The organism is Vibrio sp. 1S139 (assembly GCF_041439475.1).
In the GTDB taxonomy this organism is placed as follows: Bacteria; Pseudomonadota; Gammaproteobacteria; order Enterobacterales; family Vibrionaceae; genus Vibrio; species Vibrio crassostreae_C.
Map to the genome: position 1 here is coordinate 25189 of NZ_JBGOOD010000025.1, position 23275 is coordinate 48463.

Consider the following 23275-nt stretch of genomic DNA (forward strand, 5'->3'; position numbering starts at 1 on the left):
CCCAAAGAATATCTCGATTTTGAAGTATTCTGATTGAGTTTAATTCCAAATGCAATTCTTATTGTAATTAAAAGCATCCACTGTAAATTAATATTTACACAAAGGGGCGTGTCAGCATTCAAATGAGCAAAGCAAACGTTTGACCATGATCGGTTTCAAAATTTATAGAGTAATTTGTTGTACTTGGTGTAAGGTGGCAGTACATATGTCGTTCGCGTATACCCCTTTAGCGCAAAAAAGCGTTAATGATCGCGAGTAGCTTTAAGCTATGAATATGGAATGGGTAGAGTAGAGTGCGTTCATCAAAGTGACATAATATAAGTCCAAGATGGTGCACTAGTTAATCGGACATCATGTCCACATCAAGGAATAGAGGGGGCACAATGAGTGACCAATCTTATAATGACGAAAGTCTAGAGTTGTTAGATGCTATGGAAATTGGCATTGATTTGTCTGACTATGAGCAGACAGTGAAACAGTTAGCAGAAGAGCTTTTCAAGTCTTCGAACTAAGCTTTTAAGATCTTTAATTCAGTTTCAACTGAAACGTTTTAAAGCTAAAAGTTTTCTTAGCTAAAGATTCTCAAAGCAAACAATTCTAAACTGAGCAAATCGTATTCGCTCACACGTCATACCAAAACTATCCTCATTAAAGTTCGCGAAGATAAACGAGTACGTTTACCATGTTACTTAGTTCTCGATACTTTAATGAGGTTCAATGAACTTTCTCGCACACCTTCACATCGCCAAGCACTGTAACAGCAACTTAGCAGGTAACCTGTTAGGTGATTTTGTTAAAGGCGACCCTAATAAACACTATTCTGATTCCCTTTCTGACGGTATTAGGCTTCATCGATTTGTTGATAGCTATACTGATCGTCATGATGTATCTCGTTCTGCAAAATCACTTTTCTCAGACCAAACACGACGCTTTGCGCCTATCGCACTCGATGTATTTTGGGATCACTGCTTAGCCAATCATTGGGATCAGTTTTCACAGCAGACATTAGAGCGTTTTTGTTTAGATAGCCATGAGCAGATCTTTGAACATCAAGAGCCACACTGGCCTGAAAATTTCGTTATGGTTCATCAGAAAATGGCTGAGCATAGATGGTTAGAGAGCTATCAAGACATGTCATCTATAGAGGTGGTGTTGCAGCGAATGGCGTTGAGAAGGCCTAAGCTCGGTATGCTCGAGGCATGTTACGATGACCTCGAACGTCACTATGATACGTTGCAGTGTCACTTTAATGAGCTTTATCCCAACGTTTTAGAGGAAGTTAAGCAGTTTAATGCGCTTCAAATGAAGAAAAATCAAAAGGAAAGGTAAACAGCGTAATGCAGGTTTGCTACAATCCGCGCCTATTTAATCTTTGAGCATCATACTATGTCTGAATCTACAAAATCTTTTAACCAACTAGGATTATCTGAGCATCTTCTTGCCACGTTGTCTGAGCTTAATTTTACGGCTCCTACCAGTGTTCAAGAACAAGCAATTCCATTGGTATTAGAAGGCAAAGATGTACTGGCTGGTGCTCAAACGGGTACAGGTAAAACGGCTGCGTTTGGTTTACCGATTATTCAAAGATTAATCGAGACAAAAGACAACGTTATTCCGAACCCTAAGCTCGTTCGTGCGCTTGTATTAGTGCCAACTCGTGAATTGGCACAACAGGTTTTCGATAACTTAACTAGCTACGCAAAGGGCACCGACATTAAAGTCGTGGTGGCTTACGGCGGCGTTAGCATGAAGGTGCAAACTGATAACTTACGCGGTGGCGCAGATATTCTTGTCGCGACGCCTGGTCGTCTTATTGATCACATGTTCACTAGAAACATCATGTTGAGCCAAACGGAAGTACTGGTACTGGATGAAGCTGACCGTATGTTAGATATGGGCTTCATGCCTGACATCAAGCGTATTCTTTCTCGCATGAACGAAGTGCGTCAAACTCTGTTCTTCTCTGCAACGTTTGATAACAAAATCAAAGCGATTGCACACCGTATGATGCAGAAGCCAAGTGAAATCCAAGTTACGCCAAAAAACAGCACCGCTGAAACCGTAACACAGATGGTTTACCCGGTAGATAAGTCGCGTAAAAGTGAGCTATTAGCGTATTTGATTGGTTCAAAAAACTGGCAACAAGTGTTGGTGTTCACAAAGACTAAGCAGGGCACTGATGCTCTCGTTAAAGAGCTTAAGTTAGACGGCATTAAAGCGGCATCAATCAATGGCGATAAGAGCCAAGGTGCGCGTCAAAAAGCCCTAGACGATTTCAAGTCAGGCAAAGTTCGTGCGTTGATCGCAACCGACGTGGCAGCTCGTGGTATTGATATTCAGCAGCTAGAACAAGTTGTGAACTATGACATGCCATTTAAAGCAGAAGATTATGTTCACCGCATCGGACGTACTGGCCGTGCGGGTAACAGCGGCTTAGCGATCTCTTTGATGAGTCAGGATGAAGCTTACCTATTGGGTGATATTGAGCGATTACTTGATACTCGCTTGCCTCAAGAGTGGCTAGAGGGCTTTGAACCAAGCCTTGAAAAAGATCTAGCGCCCGATCGTGGTGGTCGCAGCGAAAGCCGTTCATCAGAAAAACGTAAGATGAAAGCGAAGCTTAAGATTCACCAAAACCGCGGTAAAGCACGTCGCTAATAAGCTGTACAAAGCTCCAGTTTAAAGATCTATACATATAAAAACGCGCCGTTACAGTGACTTCTGTAACGGCGCGTTTTTGTATCTTATAAGCTCATAATGGTTATGAACCCGATTAAGCTTTATGTTCCTGGTTACACTTCCATTCACATGGCACTTCATAAATCAGCTCTTCAATCGAGGTTGGATTTAGAGCCCACTCTTCATCAATATTGAACTTGCTGACCATCTGCGTGTTGAAAAGCTGCCAATGCTTAAGTAGGGCGTCTTCGGGTGAGGTGACCATATCACCTTCATTCCAAGTGCTTTCCATAAAGGGAGTGAGGCATACAGCGCCGTTTGCGTACATGATCATTTGCCATTTAACTTCGTAAATGTTGATCATTTTGTCTGGGTTAGCTGCATTGTACTCAGCGGCAAGCCCGTTAATCTCTTTTTCAACATCGCCGACATTGTCGATGAAGTAATCAACTAGGTTGTCTTCTTGGCGAACAGAGTCTGAAATAAGCTGCATTGGCCTACGTGAGTGAATCATGTTGGTGAACAGACGCATACTAAACAGGTAGATAGCGATATTTGGCGCAACATCTTTTGGCAGCTCTTCCATAATCTTACTGATGTAAGACTGAAAATAATCGTGTAAACAATCACTTATTGCATGCCAAATCTTTTCTTTGCTACCAAAGTGGTGGCGGATAAGGCTATGCGAGACGCCTGCCTTTTCACTGATGTTTCGCAGTGATACACGATCGTAGCCAAAGTCACAGAACATGTCTGCGGCAACGCTCATGATCAAAAAACGCGTCTCTTCGGCGTCTTTTGCACTTCTTCTACCTTGCTTCTTTTCGGTCATCTTCATTTCACATAATTACCTGATTACAACATTCTACACTGTTTTTACTGAAATAAAAAATACTGCACAAGTGGAAAGTAAATCTTGAGAATTATTTAATATTAAATATACTGCCCACCTGTGTAATAAATCATAATAATTAAACGGAGAGGCATCATGCAGTTCAATTTGTCTATCAATGCCATATCGAGCAAGGGCATGGGAGCTGTTATTGCAGCACTATTGCTCGCAGGCTCTCTAACTGGATGTGACAAAGTTCAGTCAGAGGAAAATGTGCAGGTAATCAAGCCAGTCAAGCTGTTCGAAATCCCACAACAGACTGATATTGATCTCGATAGCTTCATTGCAAAGGTTGATGCAACCGACCGTGCGGCACTTTCTTTCCAAGTGGGTGGAGATATAGAAACCTTCGATGTTCGTATGGGACAAGAAGTGAAGAAAGGTCAGGTGTTAGCCGTATTAGACGCGACGGATTACCGTATTGCCGTTGACGCAGCCCAAGCTAAATTTGATCTGGCGAACAGCCAATACAAACAAGCTTCTGAGTTGTATGCGAAAAAACTGGTCAGTACCGATTACTACGACCAAGCCGTAAACACCTTTACTGCCGCTGAAGTTGAGTTGGACCAAGCAAAAACAAACCTTGGCTACACTACCTTAGTTGCTCCATTCGATGGCGTGGTATCGATGGTGTTTGGAAAGCAATATCAATTGATCGCAGAAAAGCAGCCTGTACTGAATATTTTGAATCACAGTGAAATGGATGTGACGTTTTCAATTCCAGTATCAAAGCTTGAAGACCGTTCTATTCAAGACCTAACGAGCTCAAACATGTGGGTTGTGATGGACAGCCACTGCGGCATTCGTATCCCGACTCGCTTTAAAGAAATCTCAACGCAACCAGATGAAGATACCAACAGCTACCAAGCGGTTGTGTCTATCGAAAAGCCAGAAGGCATCAATCTACTTTCTGGTATGACAGCGCAAGTTGAAGTTCAGAAAAGTAAATCTGACTACGGCATTGGTATTGTGGATTCAGCTTGGTTAAACAAAGACGTAGGCCATGGTGAACTATGGCGTTATAACCCTGACTCTCAACTGATTTCTAAAGTACAAGTCCTTCTTGATGAGCAAGGCAAGGTTATCGACGGATTGTCGTCTGGTGACCTTATCGTTGAAGCGGGTGTGGATGTGTTATCAGACGGACAACAAGTAAAAGCTTGGCTTCGTGAGGGCGGTATTTATTGAACCTTTCAAAATTATCAGTTGTTGTCGCGTCGGTTCTGTTACTTCAAGCCTGTAACAATGAAGCTGTACACCGTGAACAACCACCTTTGTTGGTTTCTACCTTTGAAGTTGGCGCACCGCTTACTAATCAGTTCAGAAGTTTTAATGGACAGGTGATGCCAGCTGAATTGACTCCCTTGGCATTTAAGCTAGCAGGCGAGATTCAACAAGTATTAGTAGAAGCGGGCGACAATGTCGAAAAAGGGCAGTTATTAGCCACCTTAGATAACGCAACGTACGTCCAAGATCTGACTGATGCTCAATCTCAATTCAAACTGGCAAGCAAACAGTTGGCCCGTGGAACGGAGATGTTTGGCAGCGAAATGTTATCGCAATCAGAACACGACCAACTGACGGCTAACTATAAGCTCGCATCGGCGAATTTGGCGGCGGCGAAACGCAAGCTGAGTTACACAGAACTTTTAGCGCCGTTCTCAGGAACAGTTTCAACTGTCGATAAGCAACGATTCGAAAATACGACGCCTAGAGAAACACTACTGAGTGTGTACCAGAACGACAAGGTGTATGTGCGAATTCAAGTATCAGATTCGATCTTGGCGTCAATTAGCCCAGACATGCGTTCAAATAGCTATCGTCCTGAGGCGACCTTTGGCGGTCACACAGGCCAATATCCACTGACGTATCTAGAACACACCAGTGAACTGCACCCACAATCCCGTACCTACGAATTTTGGATGCAGATGCAGCAGCCTGAAAGTGAAATCCTGCCAGGCACGAGCGTTACGGTCAATGTAGATATGGCGAAAGCGGGCCTGAGCGATGTTCAAGGCTACCAATTACCAATGACAACGCTAGAAGCGGGCTCTGAAGCGAATCAGTTCTATGTGTGGAAAATGGAAGACGGACAAGCATTCAAAAGCGAAGTAGAAGTCGACAAGATCAGTGGCCAAGGCGCACTCATCGCTCATGGTGTTGAGCAAGGTGAGCTACTCGTAAATTCGAATTTAAGAAAACTCCGTGACGGAATCCAATTGTCAGGAAAAGCAGAATGAACATCGCAGAATATTCAATAAAGAACAAAGTAATCAGCTGGCTGTTTCTAGTCATTTTGGCCATTGGCGGTGTGACGTCTTTTGGTAATCTATCCCGTCTAGAAGACCCAGCTTTTACCATTAAAGATGCAATGATTATTTCAACTTACCCTGGCGCTACGTCAATGGAAGTTGAAGAAGAGCTGACTTACCCACTAGAAAAAGAGATAAGACAGCTTCCGTACATCGACAAGATTACCTCGACATCATCGAACGGTATGTCCCAAATTATGGTCAGTATGAAGATGGACTACGGTCCAGACGAGCTGCCTCAGATCTGGGATGAAATGCGCCGTAAGATCAACGATCTACAACCAACACTGCCAAGTGGTGTAAATTCCGTTCAGATCATCGATGATTTTGGTGATGTGTTTGGTGTGATGATCATGCTGACCGGTGATGGTTACGATTACGTTGAGCTCAAACAGTACGCAGATTACCTAACGCGTGAAATCGAACTGGTCGACGGTGTCGGTAAAGTAAGCATTGCAGGTGACCAACAAGAACAACTGTTTGTTGAGATGTCACTGGAACGCTTAGCCGCATTGAACCTAGATATGTCGACGGTTACGTCACTGCTAGCACAGCAAAACAGTGTGGTATCGGCAGGCGAGGTGATGCTGAATGGTCAAAGCCTCACGATCAAGCCAAACGGCACCTTAAGCACGGTTGAAGAACTAGAAAACCTGATCATTCATGGTCGCGATACAGGTAACCTGATTCGCTTGAAAGATGTCGCTGAAGTAACTCGTGGTATTCAAGAAAAGCCGGGCAATGTATTAACGTACAACGGTAAACCAGCAATCAACTTGGGTATTGCGTTCTCTTCTGGTGTAAACGTGGTTGAGATTGGTAAAGCACTGGATGCGGAACTGGATCGCCTAGAAAGCATTAAGCCAGCGGGTGTAGAACTGAATTACTTCTACAACCAAGCGCAAGAAGTAGACAAATCTGTGGCTGACTTCTTAATCAGCCTAGTTGAAGCGGTAGCCATCGTTATCATTGTATTGTTGTTCGCAATGGGCTTACGCAGTGGTTTGATCATCGGTTTGGTTCTTCTATTGACGGTATTCGGTACCTTCATCCTGATGGATTACAACGATGTTGAACTGCACCGCATCTCTCTGGGGGCACTGATCATCGCGCTGGGTATGCTGGTGGATAATGCGATTGTTGTCGTTGAAGGTATTTTGGTGGGCTTGAAGAAAGGCAAAACCAAGCTTCAAGCAGCGAAAGACATCGTCAAGCAAACACAATGGCCACTGTTAGGTGCGACCATTATCGCTATCACAGCGTTTGCACCGATTGGTTTGTCGAAGGATGCGACAGGCGAATTCATGGGTTCACTGTTTTGGGTACTGTGTTTCTCACTGTTTTTGAGTTGGGTAACTGCACTAACACTAACGCCATTCCTTGCCGAGATGTTGCTTAAAGAAGAAGACAAGGTTGATGAGAACGAAGACCCATACAAAGGCATCCTGTTTGTGGTATTCGGTGCGTGTCTGAAAGTAGCACTTCGATTTAGATGGCTTACTGTAGTTAGTATGGTCGCTCTATTAGCAGTTTCTGTCGTCGGTTTTGGTATGGTGAAGCAGCAGTTCTTCCCGCCGTCAAATACCCCAATGTTTTACGTAGACATGTGGATGCCAGAAGGCACCGATGTTCGTGAAACGATCAAGCAGACAGAAAAAGTTGAAAGCTACATTCGCCAGCAAGACGACGTGGAGTTTGTAACGACAACGGTTGGGCAGGGCATGCAACGTTTCGCACTGACTTACCAACCAGAGAAAAGCTACGAAGCGTACGCCCAGTTACAAGTAAGAACCACTGACCGCGACACTATGTTTAAGGCTCTAGCGGCGCTAGACAAAGACTTAGCGAACGAATTTGAGCAACCAACGTTCCAGTTCAAGTTGATTGAGTTTGGTCCGTCACCCGCTTCAAAAATTGAAGCGCGTATTATCGGTGCCGATCCACAAGTACTGCGTAACATTGCAGTTGAAGTCGAAGACATCTTGCTTGCCGATCCAGGCTCTCGAAATGTTCGTCATGACTGGCGTGAACGCACTAAAGAACTTGTACCACTGTTCAACGAATCTAAGGCTCGTCGCCTAGGCATTTCAAAAACTGACTTGTCTGAGACATTACAGATGGCGTTTGGCGGTTACAACATCGGCCTACTGCGTGATGGTACTCATATGTTACATATCGTGGCGCGTTTACCGGAAGAAGAGCGTTTTGATTTCGAATCGCTAAACAATGTGAAGATTTGGAGCCCATCACTACAAACTTACATCCCAGTTGAGCAAGTGATTGATGGCGTAGAGCTTCAATGGTCTGAGCCACTGATTCAGCGTCGCGACAGAAAACGTACGCTAACAGTATTGGCTGACCACGATGTTCTTGGTTATGAAACGCCAGCGAGTCTGTTTGCTCGTGTGAAACCAAAGGTAGAAGCATTAGATTTACCAGAAGGCTACAGCATTAGCTGGGGTGGTGAGTACGAAAGCTCTAAAGATGCGCAAGAATCTCTGTTTGGTTCACTGCCAATGGGTTATTTGCTGATGTTTATCATCACGATGCTTCTGTTTAACTCGGTTCGTAAGCCGCTTGTGATTTGGTTTACGGTTCCACTCTCTATCATTGGTGTTTCAATTGGTCTGTTAGGTACCAATATGCCATTCAGCTTCACAGCGTTCCTTGGCTTATTGAGTCTAAGCGGCATGATTTTGAAGAACGGCATTGTACTGCTTGACCAGATCAACAGTGAGCTATCAACAGGTAAAGACCCATATTTAGCGGTTGTCGACAGTGCGATTAGTCGTGTACGACCGGTATCTATGGCAGCATTAACGACTATCTTGGGTATGATTCCTTTGGTATTCGATGCATTTTTCGGCTCGATGGCGATTACCATCATGGCAGGCTTAGGCTTTGCTACCGTACTAACGCTAATAGTAGTACCGGTGATGTTCGCTATTTTATATAGAATCAAACCGTCCACTGCGGGTTATTAGGGAATGATATAAAACAGATTCTTTTAAGCCAGCCCAGTCAAATTTGACTGGGTTTTTTATGCGTGTTGTCCCGTCCTGAAATGTGTTGACACGTGAGAGCGGTAAGAGGGTACGAATAGGCAAGCATTAAAAAATCCGCTACTCAATGGGCAAGCGGCTTTAAGAACAATAGGGCGATTCTAAATTGCTAGCCGTATGTCTAACTCAATCGGCTTTGGCATGGCTAAGTGGTAGCCTTGATACATATTGAAGCCTAAGCCCTGCATCGCTTCGAGTTGTTGTTGGGTTTCAATACCTTCAATCACTGTCTTTGCGCCAATTTGGTTTGCAAGATCAAGTACTAACTCCATTTCTCGAGTGTCGCCTTGTTCAAAGTCCAACATAACCGAGCGGTCTATCTTGATGATATGAGGGTTAATGTGACGAACGCGTTGTTCGGTTGATGCTTGTGTTCCAAAATCATCGACCGCTATTTGAAAGCCATTATCCGCAAGAGAAAGAGCGGCATCTTTCAAACGCTCTTCACTTTCTGCGTTCAACTCTACCAACTCCATCACTATCTGTTCGCATGAAAGGTTAAGCTCGTGAAGGCGTTTAGCTAACAAGCTATCGCTGACCTTTTCTGCAGCAAACAACTCACCAACGTTTGGAAGAACGTTCAAAAATAGATGTAAATGACGGATTGTCGATTGTGCGAAGTTACGGATATGAATCGCTCGACTCAACCTCTCTACATTGATTTTGTCTGTGCTTGAGGTTTCGTCGGAATGGAAGAAGTGATCAGGACGAACAATATCACCTTTGTTATTTGAAATGCGCACCAAAGCCTCAACACCTATTTGAGTCATAGAAGAGTCGAATATAGGTTGATAGACGCTTCTAAGCGTCAGGTCTTGGTATTTCGCAATAAACTGCATATCGGCATCCACAGATATACAGCTAATAAATTCACTTCTGTCTGATAAAATCATAGTCGCTAATAAAGGTGTTTATTTAATGACGAGAATATACGTCACGGCTGTCACAATATTGACAGGTGTTACTAAATTGTCAATTAATAAAAGTTCATTTGTAACGTCAATATTTAAATTAATATAACTAACGAAAAATCAGCATGATAAATGACATTAACCATTAAATTTACTTATCATTGACTGCGTTTGATAGTTTAAGTGAATCTAATGGCTGAGTAACGTCTCACATATTAACCCCAACCAATATAAGGCTAGAACGCTGATACACCAGAGAAAAGTAGGGTTAATGGCTTAAATTATGGGGGAGTGTCAAAGTTATAAAATAGATTGACTAAGCGAGTTACACAGAAATGATATCTATCTCTCAAAATCGAGACTGTGAGTCGATCGGCTATTAATAATTAAAACAGGAAGTTCGAATAATTAATGAACAGGGAATGAGTTATCTTTTATAAAATACTGGGATGAAGGTCTAACAATTTACTTTCAATATTGAATGAAAAAGTTGACCCGTATTCTTACTGCCATTGAAGTACTGCGTAAAGTTGCAGGTATTTACGAACCAGTTGTTGATTTCCTGACCGCTTTAAAGGGTGTCCAAATTTAATGAAGCAAGGGCTGATTTTAAAATTATTATTTAAGTCAGTAGCGAATTGAGAATCACTCTCTCTTAGCGTGATACCTTGTTGGCTATATTCCGTGATCTCGTCTGGGAGTTCACCCATCCACCAATGCAATAATTCACCACTGTTTTTACTTCGGCTAATCCAATGGTCGGAGACAATGATCAAAACGTCATTGGGTTGAATGGAAAATCCATACTCTTGTTGCCAATTATGGATGTCCAACATTAACTTTCTACGACAGGTTTTCCCGGCGCTCACCATATGATGACTGATCATCCAAACGGTACCAATTTCGGAAGATATTCGGAAGTGTCGAGGCGTTTCTCTAGAGGAAAGCATTTCAAGTGGGCTGATGTTGCTTGCATGATTAAAGCTAACGAAGGTGTGCTCCATTCGGCGAGCAAATGCCTTTCCTATATGGTGCTCACTGATCCCTTGATTGTGCACCGTAGGGTAGTGGCGTTCACAGAGCTTTAGGCAATCGTCTTGAAATTGATTAACGCTTTTAATCACTAGATCTAATAACAATGAAGTCCCTTATACACAGCTACTATCTTATTGATGGGCAATAGTACGGTAATTGCGGTTCCGTTACCTATCGTCAAAGTGCGAGTTCTTGATCTCTCTATCAAAATTAACCATTGCTGAGTGATTTTATGGATAGCACTGGCGCTCTACAGGTCTGTATTCTAAATTATGAGGAATTCTAGCTAGTTACCTCGACTATAGTCTAGTCAGCAAATCACAATTGATCTACTTACTCTTTATTTGGAAACATTCATGACCATTCAATTAGATTCGAAACAAAAATCTGAGCTTACTCATACGCTCCAAAAGTACCTGCAGGATGAACTTGATGTGGAGCTTGGTCAGTTCGACACGGAATTCTTGGTCGACTTCATCAGCAAAAAATTTGGCGCAGTGTATTACAACAAGGGGATAGAAGACGCTCAGAAAGTGATGGAACGCAAAATGTTAGACATCTCAGATGAGCTCTACGAAATCGAGCAAATTGTTGAAATTTAACGTTTAGCCCAAACTTGTTCAAATAATTTGAATAACTCGTTTAATTTGCAATGATGTAACTATTGTAAAGCTTGGTAAATAATATGTTACACAAACTTAGTGTAGGGTACGCTTTTCAAAACTACACGATTCGTTAACATTCGGAAGAGATGCATGGACAACAACGTTAGAAATTACAACCCTTTAGCTAGAGCGATGCATTGGATTTCAGCTCTCGCAGTATTTGGCTTATTTGGTGTAGGCCTGTGGATGGTTGATCTTTCATATTACAGCGAGTGGTACAAAACAGCGCCAGACTATCACCGCTCGGTAGGCATTCTTTTGGCTACTGTTACTGTTATCCGCTTGGTTTGGAAACTAGTTACCGTGTCACCTAAAGTAGAAGGTAAAAGCTATGAAGTTGCAGCAGCGAAGATCGCTCACGGCTTTATGTACATTAACTTAGCGGTTTTATTTATTTCAGGTTATTTGATTTCAACATCAGATGGCCGCGGGATCGACGTATTCAATTGGTTCACTGTACCAAGTATGGGTGAACTGTTTGCAAACCAATCTGATCTCGCAGGAACGATTCACTACTATGCTGCATGGGTACTGATCATCATGGCATCAGTACACGCCTTAGCGGCGATAAAACACCACGTTATCGACAAAGACGATACGCTACGAAAAATGATAGGAGCTTCAAAATGAAAAAGTCAATTATCGCTACAGGATTAGCATTTGCAATGGCAATGCCTTTCGCTGCGAACGCCGCTGATTACGTGATTGATACAAAAGGTGCGCATGCTTCAGTTAACTTTAAAGTTAGCCACCTGGGTTACAGCTTTATCCAAGGTCGTTTTAACACATTCTCAGGTGACTTCTCATTTGATGAAAGCAACGTTGAAGCGTCTACAGTAAACGTAACGGTTGATACTACAAGCCTTGATTCAAACCACGCAGAACGTGATAAGCATATCCGTAGCGGCGATTTCATCGATGCTGGTAAGTTCTCTGATGCGACATTCAACAGCACGAAAGTTGTTGATAAAGGCGACGGCAAACTTGAAGTAATGGGTGACCTTAAACTTCACGGTGTAACTAAGCCTATCGTTATCGAAGCTGAATTCATCGGTGCTGGTCAAGACCCATGGGGCGGTGAGCGTGCAGGTTTCGTTGGTACAACTCGTCTAGAACTTGCTGACTTCAACATTCCAGTAATGGGCGCTTCAAGCTATGTAGATATGGATCTACACGTTGAAGGTGTAAAGAAGTAATCTAGCTATTGTTGATCGCTAACTAGTATCAATCTCTTATGTAACACCAAAAGTTAAATAGATACTTAGAAAGCAACAGTTAGAATAGAGAAAGGCGCAAAGTTTTCACTTTGCGCCTTTTTTATTGAGATAAATGGCAACGCGTTTAGGTCTGTTTTGTGTCAAACCGTTTAGTACGTTAAAAGCCACCGTTTACCTCTAGCCAGTCAACGTTGCCATGACTGAGTTATCTAATTGAACTACTAATCCCTAATAGTTCAACTTAAGATTAGTTAAGCCGTTTCTAGTTCAGCTTGTGGAACCACGTTTAGTCGGTCACCGTAGATTGGACGTAGTGCTTGCATCACTTCAATGCGAGTCAACACACCTACCATTACGCCGTTTTCTAACACTGGAAGCATATGTGGTTGGCTTACTTTCATCGCTTTTGCACGCTCTTCTAGAGAAAGAGATGTCAGGCGAGTAGCGAAGCCCATGCTTGTCGTCGGGTACAGTTGCTCTTTGTCGATGCATAGGAACTCAGCAACGTCCACTAGCTTGTCGTTTGCGTCGATTGCCACAACGTCACGGCTCATTAGGTCTACAACTTTTTGGCCTTTAGTTGGGATGTAATCTTGGCACCAAAGGTCAACCATTACGTCATGAACAGAGAAGATACCCACTAGACGACCTTCAACATCGCAAACAGGAGCGCTAACAAGTTGCGCGTCTAAAAGTGTATCAATCGCGACTGATGTTGGCATTTCTACGCTCAGTGTAATTGATTGAGTGTTCATGATTTGCTTGATAGTAGTTGCTGTGTTCATAGTAATTTCCTTAACTGACGTAATTTCTGTTGTTTGTGTAATAGCGGTAATTTTTGCTGCTTTAAGTTGTGGGCGACGGTAGATGCTCCAGTTGGCTAAGCCGACCAATACTGAACCACCTACGATGTTGCCGATTGTCACTGGTATTAAGTTTGCGGTGACAAATTGCATGACGTTTAGGTCTGCATACTGGGCTGGTGTTGCGCCGATTTGCATCCAGAAGCTTTCTGGTGCGAATGCTTGAATCGTGATGCCTAGCGGAACCATGAACATATTCGCCACACAGTGTTCAAAGCCTGAGCTTACGAACATTGCAACGGGTAACACGGTCATCATTGCTTTGGTCATTGCGTTAGCAGAGCTGAACGTTAACCAAATCGCTAAACACACCAACAAGTTACAAAGCACACCCAAAGCAAACGCTTGAACTGGGGTGTGGTGTAGCTTGTGTTGAGCAATGTTTAAAGCGTTTAAGCCCCATTGCCCGCCATCCAGTTGATACAAGCCTGCTGCGCTTACCAAAGCCAATAGGAACATGGCACCGATAAAGTTGCCGACATACACCTTGCCCCAGATAGACAGCATCTTCGTGAAGGTGATTTGCTTGTTAGCCCATGAGATGCTTGATAACACTGAGCTGGTAAATAGCTCACCACCGCAAATCACAATCAAGATCAAACCCATACTGAAGGCAAGACCGCCGGCTAAGCGACTCAGTCCCCATCCAGCATCAGCGCTGCCCGTGGTTACCGTGATGTAGAATAAAAAAGCAAGCCCGATGAATGCGCCAGCCATGATTGCCAAACTCAATGTCATGCTGCTGGTTTTATTTGCTTTACTTAATGCAAACTTCTCTGCTTCCGCCATCATTTCTGTTGGTGAGAACAGTTGATGATTTTCAGAAGTGCTGGTTGCCATATCCCCCCCTTGAACAATCCGTCATGTGTAATTCCTAGTGTTAATGACCTGGTTAATCCGTAATGGTTAATCAGTAATGTTTTGCAGGGCTCGTTGTGTCCTGCCATTCCAGATTAGGGCGTTGAGGGGTAGAGGTAAAATTGATAATTTTTAGAAACCACATCAAATTTATTGATATAGATTTGGTTACGCGTAGAATGAAATTGATTGCTCATTGGCTTTATAAAAAACGAGCATCAGGACACAAATAATTAAAAGCATTAAGGATGAATTTTGCGTTATTCATTAAAGCAACTCGCGGTATTTGATGCAGTAGCAGACTCCGGGAGCGTTAGTCAGGCAGCAGACAAATTGGCGTTGACTCAGTCGGCGACAAGTATGTCTCTTGCACAGTTGGAAAAAATGCTCGGCAGGCCTTTGTTTGAAAGGCAGGGCAAGCAAATGGCTCTTACTCATTGGGGAATGTGGCTAAGGCCTAAAGCGAAGCGTTTACTGCAAGATGCGCAGCAAATTGAGATGGGTTTTTATGAGCAGCACTTACTAAGTGGAGAGCTCAAACTCGGTGCAAGCCAAACACCAGCGGAACACCTAGTTCCTGACCTCATCAGTATTATTGATAACGACTTTCCTGAGATGCGAATCTCGCTCGGCGTACAAAGTACCGATGCGGTTATTGATGGCGTATTAGATTATCAATATGACTTGGGTGTTATCGAAGGTCGTTGTGATGACAACCGAGTTCACCAAGAAGTGTGGTGTACGGACCATTTAACGGTGGTTGCATCGGCTCATCACCCGTTTGCGAAGCGTGAACGAGTAAGCTTGGCGCAATTAGAACAAGCAAAATGGGTATTACGTGAACATGGTTCGGGTACTCGCAAAGTTTTTGATAGCTCTATTCACCATTTAATTGGTGATCTTGATGTTTGGCGAGAGTATGAACACGTTCCTGTTTTAAGAAGTTTGGTTGCAAACGGCCCATATTTAACGTGTTTACCTTATCTCGATGTCGAACAGTTTGTTGAGTCTGGTCAACTGGTCACATTAAATGTCCCTGAGCTTGAAATGGAAAGAACCTTGTCCTTTATTTGGCGTGCAGATATGTCTGAGAACCCACTTGCTGAGTGTATTAAGCGAGAAGGTAAGCGCATGATGAAAGGCAAGCCATCGGTTCTGTAACGATAAATTGATAAAATACTGATAACCAAATATGTTGAATAAGCGATTTCGGTCTCTATCTAGTGATAAATACACATCTGCATACATTATTAACGTGATCGTGATCGGCTAAATAAGGGCTATCTTCCCATAGTATGCTTACTTGATTTTAAGTGAGGCTAAATCCGGTTGCGTTCAATTACGTAATTAGGCTTTAGAAATAGTATGAGTACATTAGTCGCGATTTCATTAACAACAGGTATTTTGTCAGGTCTATGGGGATGGATTGCTATCTCTTTCGGCTTATTGTCATGGGCAGGTTTCTTAGGTTGCACCAGTTACTTTGCTTCGCCAACAGGCGGCGTTAAAGGACTAGCAGGTAGCTTATTGACCAACATGACTGGCGTATTCTGGGCAATGGTGATTATCGAAAGCTCAACCTTCGCAGGGTTAGAGATTTTAGGCTACATGATTACTGCTATTGTGGCATTCTTTATGTGTATTCAAGCGAAACAAGCGTGGCTAGGTTATATCCCAGGCACCTTCATTGGTTGCTGTGCGACGTTTGCTGCAGGTGGTGATTGGCAACTTGTAGTGCCATCTTTACTGCTTGGTGGTGTATTTGGATACTTGATGAAAGCAACGGGGCTATGGCTTCACGAGAAATCGACTCAATCTTCGGAAGTTGTTGAACAACACGCTAAACAGGCAAAGGCTTAATTCGTTAACCTAACCTTAGTTAGTCACTGTGAACTCTTGCAAGATAACCCCCAATTAATTTGTATATCGATTTATACAGGCACACCGTTTGGTGTGCCTTTTTTGGTTGAGGCGACTAGCTAAATATTTCATCAGTAGAGCAACTGATAGCATCTATAAAACAAATTATGTTTAGGTATTTCCATTCGCCATGGTGATCACGCGTTTTAATGTCCACCTTAATAAAAGCGGAATGCATTCTTGTCCTTGATTCTCGCAATGAGAAACAATGGCGAGTGCAAGGTCGGGTTTTGCATGTTTCTTCAATACCTTGGCAACCACTTTCTTTGGAGGGATAGGGTGATCGTATGGAATCTTAACCATGTCACGGAAAAAGCTCTCAAATCCATTCATATATAGGTAATGCTCGATATCTTTATCTGGCAGTTCCGTGAGTCGATGTCTTTCCTGATCATTACCAAGCTTCGATAGCACCGTTGCTGCGTATTTTTTACCCGCCGCATCGCCGTCAGTTACCACATGCCAATCGATGCCAAACTCTTGCGCGACCTTAATCAGTGCCTTAAGTCCTGATTGGGCGAACTCAATAATCTGCACACCTTCTGCTGCTAGGTTATAGCCACATTGGTTGGCAAGTTCATTGAACAACCAAACCTCGGTTTCACCTTCTACTAATAGCCAACAGCGAGCAAATAGTGCCCCAGAGCGGTGGAAGCGGATATGAAAACCAATTCGTCGAAGTTCATCCTTACTGAAATGGTTCATGTTGAGTTGATTGGCGATGGTTTTGTCTGACTGACGAACCAAGCGACGAATCGATTGAAGTGGGACCGCCGCAAGTAGGTCGCCACTGTTGGTGGTCAGGATTTTCTGCATGGGCAATTTCTGCATCAAGCTCCAAGCCCTTGCCAAGTGTGTTGGGTGCAATCGACCTTCTGGATCTTCAAGGATCAACAGAGGGCGCGCACATCGCCTTAAGTCGTTTGGCCCTTTAGCTTGTAGATAAGCGTTAAGTAACCCCATGAATAATAAGCGAGTTTGTTTGTTCTTGGTCTCTTCGACGAGTTGATGAATACTCTGATCATTGGTACCCGCAGAATAAAGCAATCCGTCTCGCTGTTTTCTAGGGTTACGACGAGAAGTACTTTTGAAAGAAAAATAGTGCTCAATCAAACTTTGCATCGACTCTAGGCTACTGCGCATTTCACCTTTATTAACATGTCCGGGTATCGCCATAAGACGGCGGCAGGTGTTGTCTATTCGTTTTTCTATTCTTGCTTGTCGACCATTACCGTTATTGGCGCCGTTTCCATTTGTTGTGCCATTGCTCGTGTGATGGTTCCCGTTCCCGTTTGAATTTGCATTAGTTGCGTGAACATTAGTCGGCAGGTGAGCATTGTGGTTAAGGGACTTGCCGTTGAAAGGACGATCAAAGTGCCTTGCATCACGCAAACGGATAACGGGATGTAAGGTCATTAATTCTTGAGCAAGCTTTTCTGAATGATGAAGCTTGAGCGGATTACCGTCCAAACCAAGAAATGCATAGTGTGTTGTTGTCTCATACTGTTCTAACGTCGCGCTGATGCGATAGTAGATGCGAAATACGCCAAATTCATCTTGAACCCAAATAGGTTTGAGTTTGCGATAACGACCTGCGTTAAGTTCGCTCTTATCGTTAGCTTTTAAAGCGAGAACAATTTGAAGATGTTGAGACTGCGGGTGTGAAACAGAGTAATCGACATGAAAATCGGTCATTTCAAAGTGATATGGCACACCGTCTGAGGGCAGAATGACGGAAAGGGCATCCAATAATGAAGACTTACCCCAAGTATTTTCACCAATAAGCGTGGTTAGCTCGTCAAACGCGAGTGACATGCGCTTGATACCTCGAAAGCCAGAAATCTCGATTCTTTCTAGTTGCATAGGCTTACTCCTAACGGAAGGCTCTGCTAATTATTTGAAAGCTAACAGATATCTTTAATCATAATCGAAAAATCCAAATCCGGTATGCTCACCTGTCACAAAACCCGTTGTTTATTAATACGGTGCAAAATGAGATTTTTGATCTATCTCGAGTATTTTTTTGCAGTGCAGTTTCATAAAATTCACGATTCTGTCATGATTCTCGACCTAGTATGAAGGGACAAAGAGAGAAGAAAATATGACTAAAAAGAATAAGCCGACAAAAATAGTGTTGGCACACATCAACGACACCCACTCATACTTTGAACCAACCTCGTTACAGCTATCACTTAAAATGAACAACCACATCATTGAACCTTATGTCAGTGCTGGTGGCTTTGCTCGAATTTCAACACGCTTCAAACAAATAGAACAAGATGCCCAGCGTCAGAAGGTTGGAACCTTGTTCTTGCACGCTGGTGACTGCTTCCAAGGCACGTTGTACTTTTCCTTATTCAAGGGAAAAGCCAATGCCGATTTGTTGAATGCCCTTAATATAGATGCCATGACGCTCGGTAATCACGAGTTAGACATGGGTAATGAGCCCGTTGCGATTTTCGCGAAAAGAATCAAATTCCCGCTGTTGGCCGGTAACTGGAATCTATCGAATGAGGATATCAATAAAACTCATACGCTAGCGGACAACGACATTGTTAAGCCTTATCGGCCTGAAACACGAAGTGCTTCTTTTATAACGAAAGAGTTTGATGGCGAGAAGATCGCAATATTCGGCTTAAGCATCGACAAGATGGCAGGCATCGCTAACCCAGATATCGATACACCGTTTGAAAATGCTTTGGAAACAGCAAAAGCGACCATTGAGCAAATCCATCAAGCAGGTATCAACAAGATTGTGTTACTTAGCCATCTTGGTTACGAAGCTGATTTAGAGTTAGCAGCCAACGTAACAGGTATTGGTGTCATCGTTGGTGGTCATAGTCATCGCTTACAAGGTGATTTCTCTGATATCGGCTTAGTTAAAGATGATGAATACGGTGTGAAAATTGGCGATACCTATGTTGTGCAAGCGGGTTTCCACGCCATGAGCTTAGGACACTGCGAAATCGAGTTCGATTCTCAAGGCAAAGTGACGCACTTCAATGGTAAAAACGAACTGTTATTAGGCCGTCGACTCTTTATAGACGCGAAACTGAGTGAAGTAGGGCAAGACGATGCCCACGATATGGCGTGTGAGTTTTTAAACAATCACCCTAATATTGCAGTGTGTAAGAAAGCTCCTGAGCTGCAGAGCATTCTGACGGATAAATACCAGCCGCGAGTTCGAAGGCTTCAGCAACAAGTGATTGCTCATGCAGACACTAAACTTCGCCATGTACGTATTCCAGATGCTAAAGGCCCGAGTCAACTAGCCCCCTTGGTTGCTCAATCATTTCACCATCTAATGAACAAGAAAGGGCATCAGGTTGACTTTGCCATTCACAACGCCGGTGGTGTAAGAAATTCACTGAACAGCGGCGATGTCTCTGTTGCCGATATTGCCGGAAAACTACTACCGTTTGCCGTACCTATTGGTGTGTATGAAGTAAAAGGTGAAACGATCGCTGGCATGCTTGAAGGTGCAATCAATAACGCGATTGATAATGGTGTCGTGGGCACAGGTTCAGGTAGCTTTCCTTATACACATAATTTGAGGTTTTGTTACCACAAAGAAGCGCCTATAGGACACAGGATTCACCATCTAGAAATTCACTCTGATGATTCAGGTTGGCAAGCTGTTTCTCGCAACCGTATTTACCGGGGCGCGTCGTCAGCCTATACAATGAAAGGCAAAGAGGGCTATAACGCTGTGTTGGATATGATCGGTGATGGCACGGTCACCACTGACTCTATGGCAGACTGCTTCATCGAGTTTCTGCAAGACCACCCAGAGTCGCTTCAACTCAATGAACCGTTGAATTGTATGGAGTGTTTTAGATAACTAAAGCTGATACTGATATTTAACACTATTACTTTGGGTTATTTATAAAATTGGCATTGTTTATGCTTTATCTCTGCAGGTCGCCTTCTTGTGGAGATATGCATGGATAAGAAAGATTGGTTAGATGCGGTAGCGGTTGTCGGTTGGGTATCAGTTTGGTCAGCGTTAGTGTATTTAATACCTGCCGCAGGGCTGTAAATTGCTCTTTTTGCAACTTCATTACGCAGTGCAATAGTGTGTTTGACTTGCGAATTTATTCTTAGAATCAATTCGCGTGTTTATTTGACAAAGTGGCATCAATCAGAAAGGAGCGTTTGCTCCTTTTTTGCTTTTTCCGTGCAAATTTATATAGACGAAACACAACCAGAGGATTATTATCCACGCGTTTGGGGAGTAGTTAGCGCAAGTTTACATATCGTCATCTCGTTAGGCCAAGAGTCTATCCGGTATGTAAAAGTGAAATCCCATATTTCACTTCAACGAGACCAACGCAATCACAGTCAAGATCCGTAATGGAGCTTGATATGCTTTGTTTGCGGAAGGTCTTTGTACAGTTCTTCCGCCCGGAGGAATAATGAACTCAACTCAATCTCTATTATCTACCAATAGTGAATCCTTTTTTTCATCGCCAATCATGACGACTTATGCGGGCTTTTTCCTGCTAACGGTTATTCTCGTCTCTATTGATATCTATCAGACTCGTGGCGGTAACGTTACTATCAAGAAAGCGGCAATCTGGAGTGTTTTCTGGTTTGTACTTGCGTTTTTGTTTGCTGGCTCGATTTACCTATTTTGGGACATTTATGCGCCGAACAGTGACTACACAGCGCAAAAAGCAACCGTGTCATTCATTACGGGTTACTTGTTAGAAAAATCCCTTAGCGTAGACAACTTGTTTGTTTTTGCGATGATCTTTGCTCAATACCAAGTTCCTGAGCATCTAAGACCTCGTGCGCTTCTTTGGGGCGTAATTGGTGCATTGGTGCTTCGTGCAATTATGATCGCACTAGGCGCACAGCTATTGGCGGAATATCACTGGGTGCTTTACGTGTTCGCTGCGTTCTTGATTGGTACAGGTATTAAGCTGGCATTAGACAAGGGCGAAGAGGAGAGTGTGAATACTCTGCCTGAAAAGCTACTTCGTAAAGTGATACCGGTAACAGAGGACTTCCATGGCCCTGCATTAATGGTTAAACAGGGTGCTAAATGGGCATTCACTCCAATGATGTTGGTCATCGGTGCGATCGCAGTCATGGACGTGATGTTTGCATTAGACTCTATCCCTGCGATCTTTGCGGTAACACAAGAACCGTTCTTGGTACTTGCGGCTAACGTGTTTGCGTTACTTGGTCTTCGCTCGTTGTATTTTGTACTGCAAGGTATGATGGACAAGTTCATCTATTTGAAACCCGCGCTTTCATTCATCATGGTGTTCATTGGTGTGAAAATGCTTCTGGTTGATAGCGAGTGGGCTATCCCAACTTACTGGTCATTGGCGGTATTGGTTTCTACGATGACGATTGCGGTTATAGCGTCGGTTTATGCGAAGAAGCCAGGCATTGAACAAGTAAATTAAAAACAAATATAACTTATCGAAAAGTCGATAATGAACACGTGGCTGATGAAGTGGAAAATTAATTTATGTAAATTTTCTGTGACATTGGCCACTGTTGTTTGCGGGGTATTTGTACTAAATGCATGATTTAAACACTATATTGAATTTGTACTCACATAATCTGCATATCTATTTTGTGGCATTGTTAATGGTTTGTTTTATTAGAAAAGCTAATCCCAAAATCTAATTTTAGTCATTTTTTAACCTGCAAAAGATCACCTATTATTCTTGTCATCAGAACGAAACACATTAATAAATTTATAGAGAGGCAATCATGGCTCAAGCAGTACAAATGAATACTATCGCTGTTCCTAACTCTATGGATAAGAAAACCTACTCGGTTAACTTCAAAGGATTGATTGCACACATTTTCGATATTCTTTTCGTAGACAACTCTCCACGTAGTTACTACGCAAGCGACCTATCTGGTCACATGCAACGCGATATCGGTATTAACCGTTAATCTCAGCGTTAACATGTAAATATAGAATTTTAAGAAAACGCCAGCCTCTAAAGCTGGCGTTTTTGTATCTGAAATAAACTCAATCTCTTTAAACTAAGCACCTGAAAGAAAAACCTAGGCATAACGGTCTGTATTTGAGCGCCATTCAATTCGCTTTGTACAAGGATCTCGGTATGTCACACGCCAAACGCAATTCATCATTGATTAAACTTTGTTTATTTGCCTTACCGATCGGCTTCTATTCCTCAGTGTCGCTTGCACAAACCTGGAGTAATGAAGGCCAGCCCGCACAGGTTATCGAGCTCTTCACCTCTGAAGGTTGTTCAAGTTGTCCACCTGCTGATCAGTACCTCAGTACTTTTGAAGACCATCCAAAACTTTGGACACAAGTTATTCCGCTTGCCTATCACGTCGATTATTGGGATTACTTAGGTTGGGGCGACAAGTTCGCGAGTAAGGCGTTTAGTCAGAAGCAACGCTTGTACAAAGCTTATGGAGTAACAAGTGGGGTTTACACACCCGGCTTTGTTGTCGATGGAAAAGAGTGGCGCGGTTACTTTAACTGGTTAGACAGAACGTTACCTTCTCTTAAACAACAAAATAACCCCAAGCTAACGGTCAACCATAAAGGCGATACGTTCAGCGTAAGTTACGAAGGCAAAGGTGATTATGTGGCACATATCGCTCTATTGGCGATGAACGAAGTCACAAGTGTAAAAGCTGGTGAAAACAGAGGTAAGAAGTTAGAGCATGATTTTGTCGTAGTGTACGATGGCTACCAACGTGGTGAATCTGAGTGGCAATTCAATGTGGACTTTGATCCGCTAGTCGCTTCGCCCGATGCCGTAGCTGTCTGGTTAACCGCACCTAATTCGTACGCACCTGAACAGACGGTAGCAGGGTGGTTGAATTAAACTCACGGTGCTCAACGCCAATTGTCCT

The 23275-nt window shown here is 43.1% G+C and carries 20 protein-coding genes; 15 read left to right on the plus strand and 5 right to left on the minus strand.

All coding sequences use genetic code 11. The annotated features are described in order from the left end of the window. Nucleotides 1-383: 383 nt before the first annotated feature. The 3 genes from ACED46_RS10485 to ACED46_RS10495 all read left to right on the plus strand — a co-directional run bounded on the left by ACED46_RS10485 (nucleotide 384) and on the right by ACED46_RS10495 (nucleotide 2658). A complete protein-coding gene (locus ACED46_RS10485) occupies nucleotides 384-512 on the plus strand; it encodes a hypothetical protein (protein WP_017059831.1) in 129 nt (42 codons plus the stop codon). A 205-nt stretch (nucleotides 513-717) separates the two neighbouring features. Next, nucleotides 718-1329, plus strand: a complete 612-nt coding sequence (locus ACED46_RS10490; RefSeq protein WP_371721405.1) for an ACP phosphodiesterase — start codon at nucleotides 718-720, stop codon at nucleotides 1327-1329. A 57-nt stretch (nucleotides 1330-1386) separates the two neighbouring features. Continuing rightward, entirely contained in the window at nucleotides 1387-2658 is a 1272-nt protein-coding gene (locus ACED46_RS10495) for a DEAD/DEAH box helicase (protein ID WP_371721406.1), read from the plus strand. 115 nt (nucleotides 2659-2773) lie between these two features. Here the strand turns inward: ACED46_RS10495 and ACED46_RS10500 are convergent, their stop codons facing one another. Then, nucleotides 2774-3517: a TetR/AcrR family transcriptional regulator gene (locus ACED46_RS10500; RefSeq protein ID WP_017064637.1), complete on the minus strand. Its 744-nt coding sequence runs from the start codon at nucleotides 3515-3517 to the stop codon at nucleotides 2774-2776. A gap of 150 nt (nucleotides 3518-3667) precedes the next feature. Here ACED46_RS10500 and ACED46_RS10505 point away from each other — a divergent pair, with 150 nt between their 5' ends. From ACED46_RS10505 to ACED46_RS10515, 3 genes are read left to right on the plus strand one after another with little or no spacing between them, the layout of a single operon-like run. Further along, a complete protein-coding gene (locus ACED46_RS10505) occupies nucleotides 3668-4759 on the plus strand; it encodes an efflux RND transporter periplasmic adaptor subunit (RefSeq protein ID WP_371721407.1) in 1092 nt (363 codons plus the stop codon). Continuing rightward, a complete protein-coding gene (locus ACED46_RS10510) occupies nucleotides 4756-5811 on the plus strand; it encodes an efflux RND transporter periplasmic adaptor subunit (RefSeq protein ID WP_371721408.1) in 1056 nt (351 codons plus the stop codon). The genes ACED46_RS10505 and ACED46_RS10510 overlap by 4 nt, the downstream gene beginning before the upstream one ends. After that, nucleotides 5808-8867, plus strand: a complete 3060-nt coding sequence (locus ACED46_RS10515; protein ID WP_371721409.1) for an efflux RND transporter permease subunit — start codon at nucleotides 5808-5810, stop codon at nucleotides 8865-8867. Before ACED46_RS10510 ends, ACED46_RS10515 begins: the two co-directional genes overlap by 4 nt. A 179-nt stretch (nucleotides 8868-9046) precedes the next feature. On the opposite strand, the gene ACED46_RS10520 is transcribed toward ACED46_RS10515, so the two are convergent. Together ACED46_RS10520 and ACED46_RS10525 are read right to left on the minus strand one after the other, a co-directional pair. Next, nucleotides 9047-9784 (minus strand): EAL domain-containing protein, encoded by a 738-nt coding sequence (locus tag ACED46_RS10520; protein WP_029235240.1) that lies wholly within the window; start codon nucleotides 9782-9784, stop codon nucleotides 9047-9049. A 575-nt stretch (nucleotides 9785-10359) separates the two neighbouring features. Then, nucleotides 10360-10995, minus strand: a complete 636-nt coding sequence (locus ACED46_RS10525) for a hypothetical protein (protein WP_017067365.1) — start codon at nucleotides 10993-10995, stop codon at nucleotides 10360-10362. Between the two features lie 252 nt (nucleotides 10996-11247). On the opposite strand from ACED46_RS10525, the gene ACED46_RS10530 reads away from it, so the two are divergent. From ACED46_RS10530 to ACED46_RS10540, 3 genes are all read left to right on the plus strand, one after another. After that, the gene (locus ACED46_RS10530) at nucleotides 11248-11493 is read left to right on the plus strand and encodes a DUF2164 domain-containing protein (RefSeq protein ID WP_017059821.1); all 246 of its coding nucleotides are present in this window, start codon (nucleotides 11248-11250) and stop codon (nucleotides 11491-11493) included. A gap of 153 nt (nucleotides 11494-11646) precedes the next feature. Beyond that, entirely contained in the window at nucleotides 11647-12186 is a 540-nt protein-coding gene (locus tag ACED46_RS10535) for a cytochrome b (protein WP_172379045.1), read from the plus strand. Next, entirely contained in the window at nucleotides 12183-12752 is a 570-nt protein-coding gene (locus ACED46_RS10540) for a YceI family protein (protein WP_017059819.1), read from the plus strand. The genes ACED46_RS10535 and ACED46_RS10540 overlap by 4 nt, the downstream gene beginning before the upstream one ends. 272 nt (nucleotides 12753-13024) lie before the next feature. Here the strand turns inward: ACED46_RS10540 and focA are convergent, their stop codons facing one another. Continuing rightward, entirely contained in the window at nucleotides 13025-14476 is a 1452-nt protein-coding gene (gene focA / locus ACED46_RS10545) for a formate transporter FocA (RefSeq protein WP_371721410.1), read from the minus strand. Between the two features lie 273 nt (nucleotides 14477-14749). Here focA and ACED46_RS10550 point away from each other — a divergent pair, with 273 nt between their 5' ends. Together ACED46_RS10550 and ACED46_RS10555 are read left to right on the plus strand one after the other, a co-directional pair. Then, nucleotides 14750-15655: a LysR substrate-binding domain-containing protein gene (locus ACED46_RS10550; RefSeq protein ID WP_017064628.1), complete on the plus strand. Its 906-nt coding sequence runs from the start codon at nucleotides 14750-14752 to the stop codon at nucleotides 15653-15655. Between the two features lie 204 nt (nucleotides 15656-15859). Next, nucleotides 15860-16354, plus strand: a complete 495-nt coding sequence (locus ACED46_RS10555) for a DUF1097 domain-containing protein (RefSeq protein WP_017059817.1) — start codon at nucleotides 15860-15862, stop codon at nucleotides 16352-16354. A 171-nt stretch (nucleotides 16355-16525) separates the two neighbouring features. Here ACED46_RS10555 and ACED46_RS10560 read toward each other — a convergent pair whose 3' ends face one another. After that, nucleotides 16526-18277, minus strand: a complete 1752-nt coding sequence (locus tag ACED46_RS10560) for an ATP-dependent endonuclease (RefSeq protein ID WP_017059816.1) — start codon at nucleotides 18275-18277, stop codon at nucleotides 16526-16528. 238 nt (nucleotides 18278-18515) lie between these two features. Between ACED46_RS10560 and ACED46_RS10565 the strand changes: the two genes are divergently transcribed. The 4 genes from ACED46_RS10565 to ACED46_RS10580 all read left to right on the plus strand — a co-directional run bounded on the left by ACED46_RS10565 (nucleotide 18516) and on the right by ACED46_RS10580 (nucleotide 23247). Continuing rightward, nucleotides 18516-20255, plus strand: coding sequence for a bifunctional UDP-sugar hydrolase/5'-nucleotidase (locus ACED46_RS10565; RefSeq protein ID WP_371721411.1), 1740 nt, complete (start codon nucleotides 18516-18518; stop codon nucleotides 20253-20255). Nucleotides 20256-20829: 574 nt separating this feature from the next. Next, nucleotides 20830-21831, plus strand: a complete 1002-nt coding sequence (locus ACED46_RS10570) for a TerC/Alx family metal homeostasis membrane protein (RefSeq protein WP_371721412.1) — start codon at nucleotides 20830-20832, stop codon at nucleotides 21829-21831. 313 nt (nucleotides 21832-22144) lie between these two features. Beyond that, on the plus strand, nucleotides 22145-22333 hold the full coding sequence (locus tag ACED46_RS10575) for a hypothetical protein (protein ID WP_017059812.1): 189 nt from the start codon (nucleotides 22145-22147) through the stop codon (nucleotides 22331-22333). A 173-nt stretch (nucleotides 22334-22506) separates the two neighbouring features. Continuing rightward, the gene (locus tag ACED46_RS10580; protein ID WP_136978574.1) at nucleotides 22507-23247 is read left to right on the plus strand and encodes a DUF1223 domain-containing protein; all 741 of its coding nucleotides are present in this window, start codon (nucleotides 22507-22509) and stop codon (nucleotides 23245-23247) included. Nucleotides 23248-23275: the final 28 nt, after the last annotated feature.

Excerpts from the sequence above, each read along its gene's own strand:
- ACED46_RS10485 (WP_017059831.1), top strand. The coding sequence starts at position 384 with ATGAGTGACCAATCTTATAATGACGAAAGTCTAGAGTTGTTAGATGCT.
- ACED46_RS10490 (WP_371721405.1), top strand. The coding sequence starts at position 718 with ATGAACTTTCTCGCACACCTTCACATCGCCAAGCACTGTAACAGCAAC.
- ACED46_RS10495 (WP_371721406.1), top strand. The coding sequence starts at position 1,387 with ATGTCTGAATCTACAAAATCTTTTAACCAACTAGGATTATCTGAGCAT.
- ACED46_RS10500 (WP_017064637.1), bottom strand. The coding sequence starts at position 3,517 with ATGAAGATGACCGAAAAGAAGCAAGGTAGAAGAAGTGCAAAAGACGCC.
- ACED46_RS10505 (WP_371721407.1), top strand. The coding sequence starts at position 3,668 with ATGCAGTTCAATTTGTCTATCAATGCCATATCGAGCAAGGGCATGGGA.
- ACED46_RS10515 (WP_371721409.1), top strand. The coding sequence starts at position 5,808 with ATGAACATCGCAGAATATTCAATAAAGAACAAAGTAATCAGCTGGCTG.
- ACED46_RS10520 (WP_029235240.1), bottom strand. The coding sequence starts at position 9,784 with ATGCAGTTTATTGCGAAATACCAAGACCTGACGCTTAGAAGCGTCTAT.
- ACED46_RS10530 (WP_017059821.1), top strand. The coding sequence starts at position 11,248 with ATGACCATTCAATTAGATTCGAAACAAAAATCTGAGCTTACTCATACG.
- ACED46_RS10535 (WP_172379045.1), top strand. The coding sequence starts at position 11,647 with ATGGACAACAACGTTAGAAATTACAACCCTTTAGCTAGAGCGATGCAT.
- ACED46_RS10540 (WP_017059819.1), top strand. The coding sequence starts at position 12,183 with ATGAAAAAGTCAATTATCGCTACAGGATTAGCATTTGCAATGGCAATG.
- focA (WP_371721410.1), bottom strand. The coding sequence starts at position 14,476 with ATGGCAACCAGCACTTCTGAAAATCATCAACTGTTCTCACCAACAGAA.
- ACED46_RS10555 (WP_017059817.1), top strand. The coding sequence starts at position 15,860 with ATGAGTACATTAGTCGCGATTTCATTAACAACAGGTATTTTGTCAGGT.
- ACED46_RS10560 (WP_017059816.1), bottom strand. The coding sequence starts at position 18,277 with ATGCAACTAGAAAGAATCGAGATTTCTGGCTTTCGAGGTATCAAGCGC.
- ACED46_RS10565 (WP_371721411.1), top strand. The coding sequence starts at position 18,516 with ATGACTAAAAAGAATAAGCCGACAAAAATAGTGTTGGCACACATCAAC.
- ACED46_RS10570 (WP_371721412.1), top strand. The coding sequence starts at position 20,830 with ATGAACTCAACTCAATCTCTATTATCTACCAATAGTGAATCCTTTTTT.
- ACED46_RS10575 (WP_017059812.1), top strand. The coding sequence starts at position 22,145 with ATGGCTCAAGCAGTACAAATGAATACTATCGCTGTTCCTAACTCTATG.
- ACED46_RS10580 (WP_136978574.1), top strand. The coding sequence starts at position 22,507 with ATGTCACACGCCAAACGCAATTCATCATTGATTAAACTTTGTTTATTT.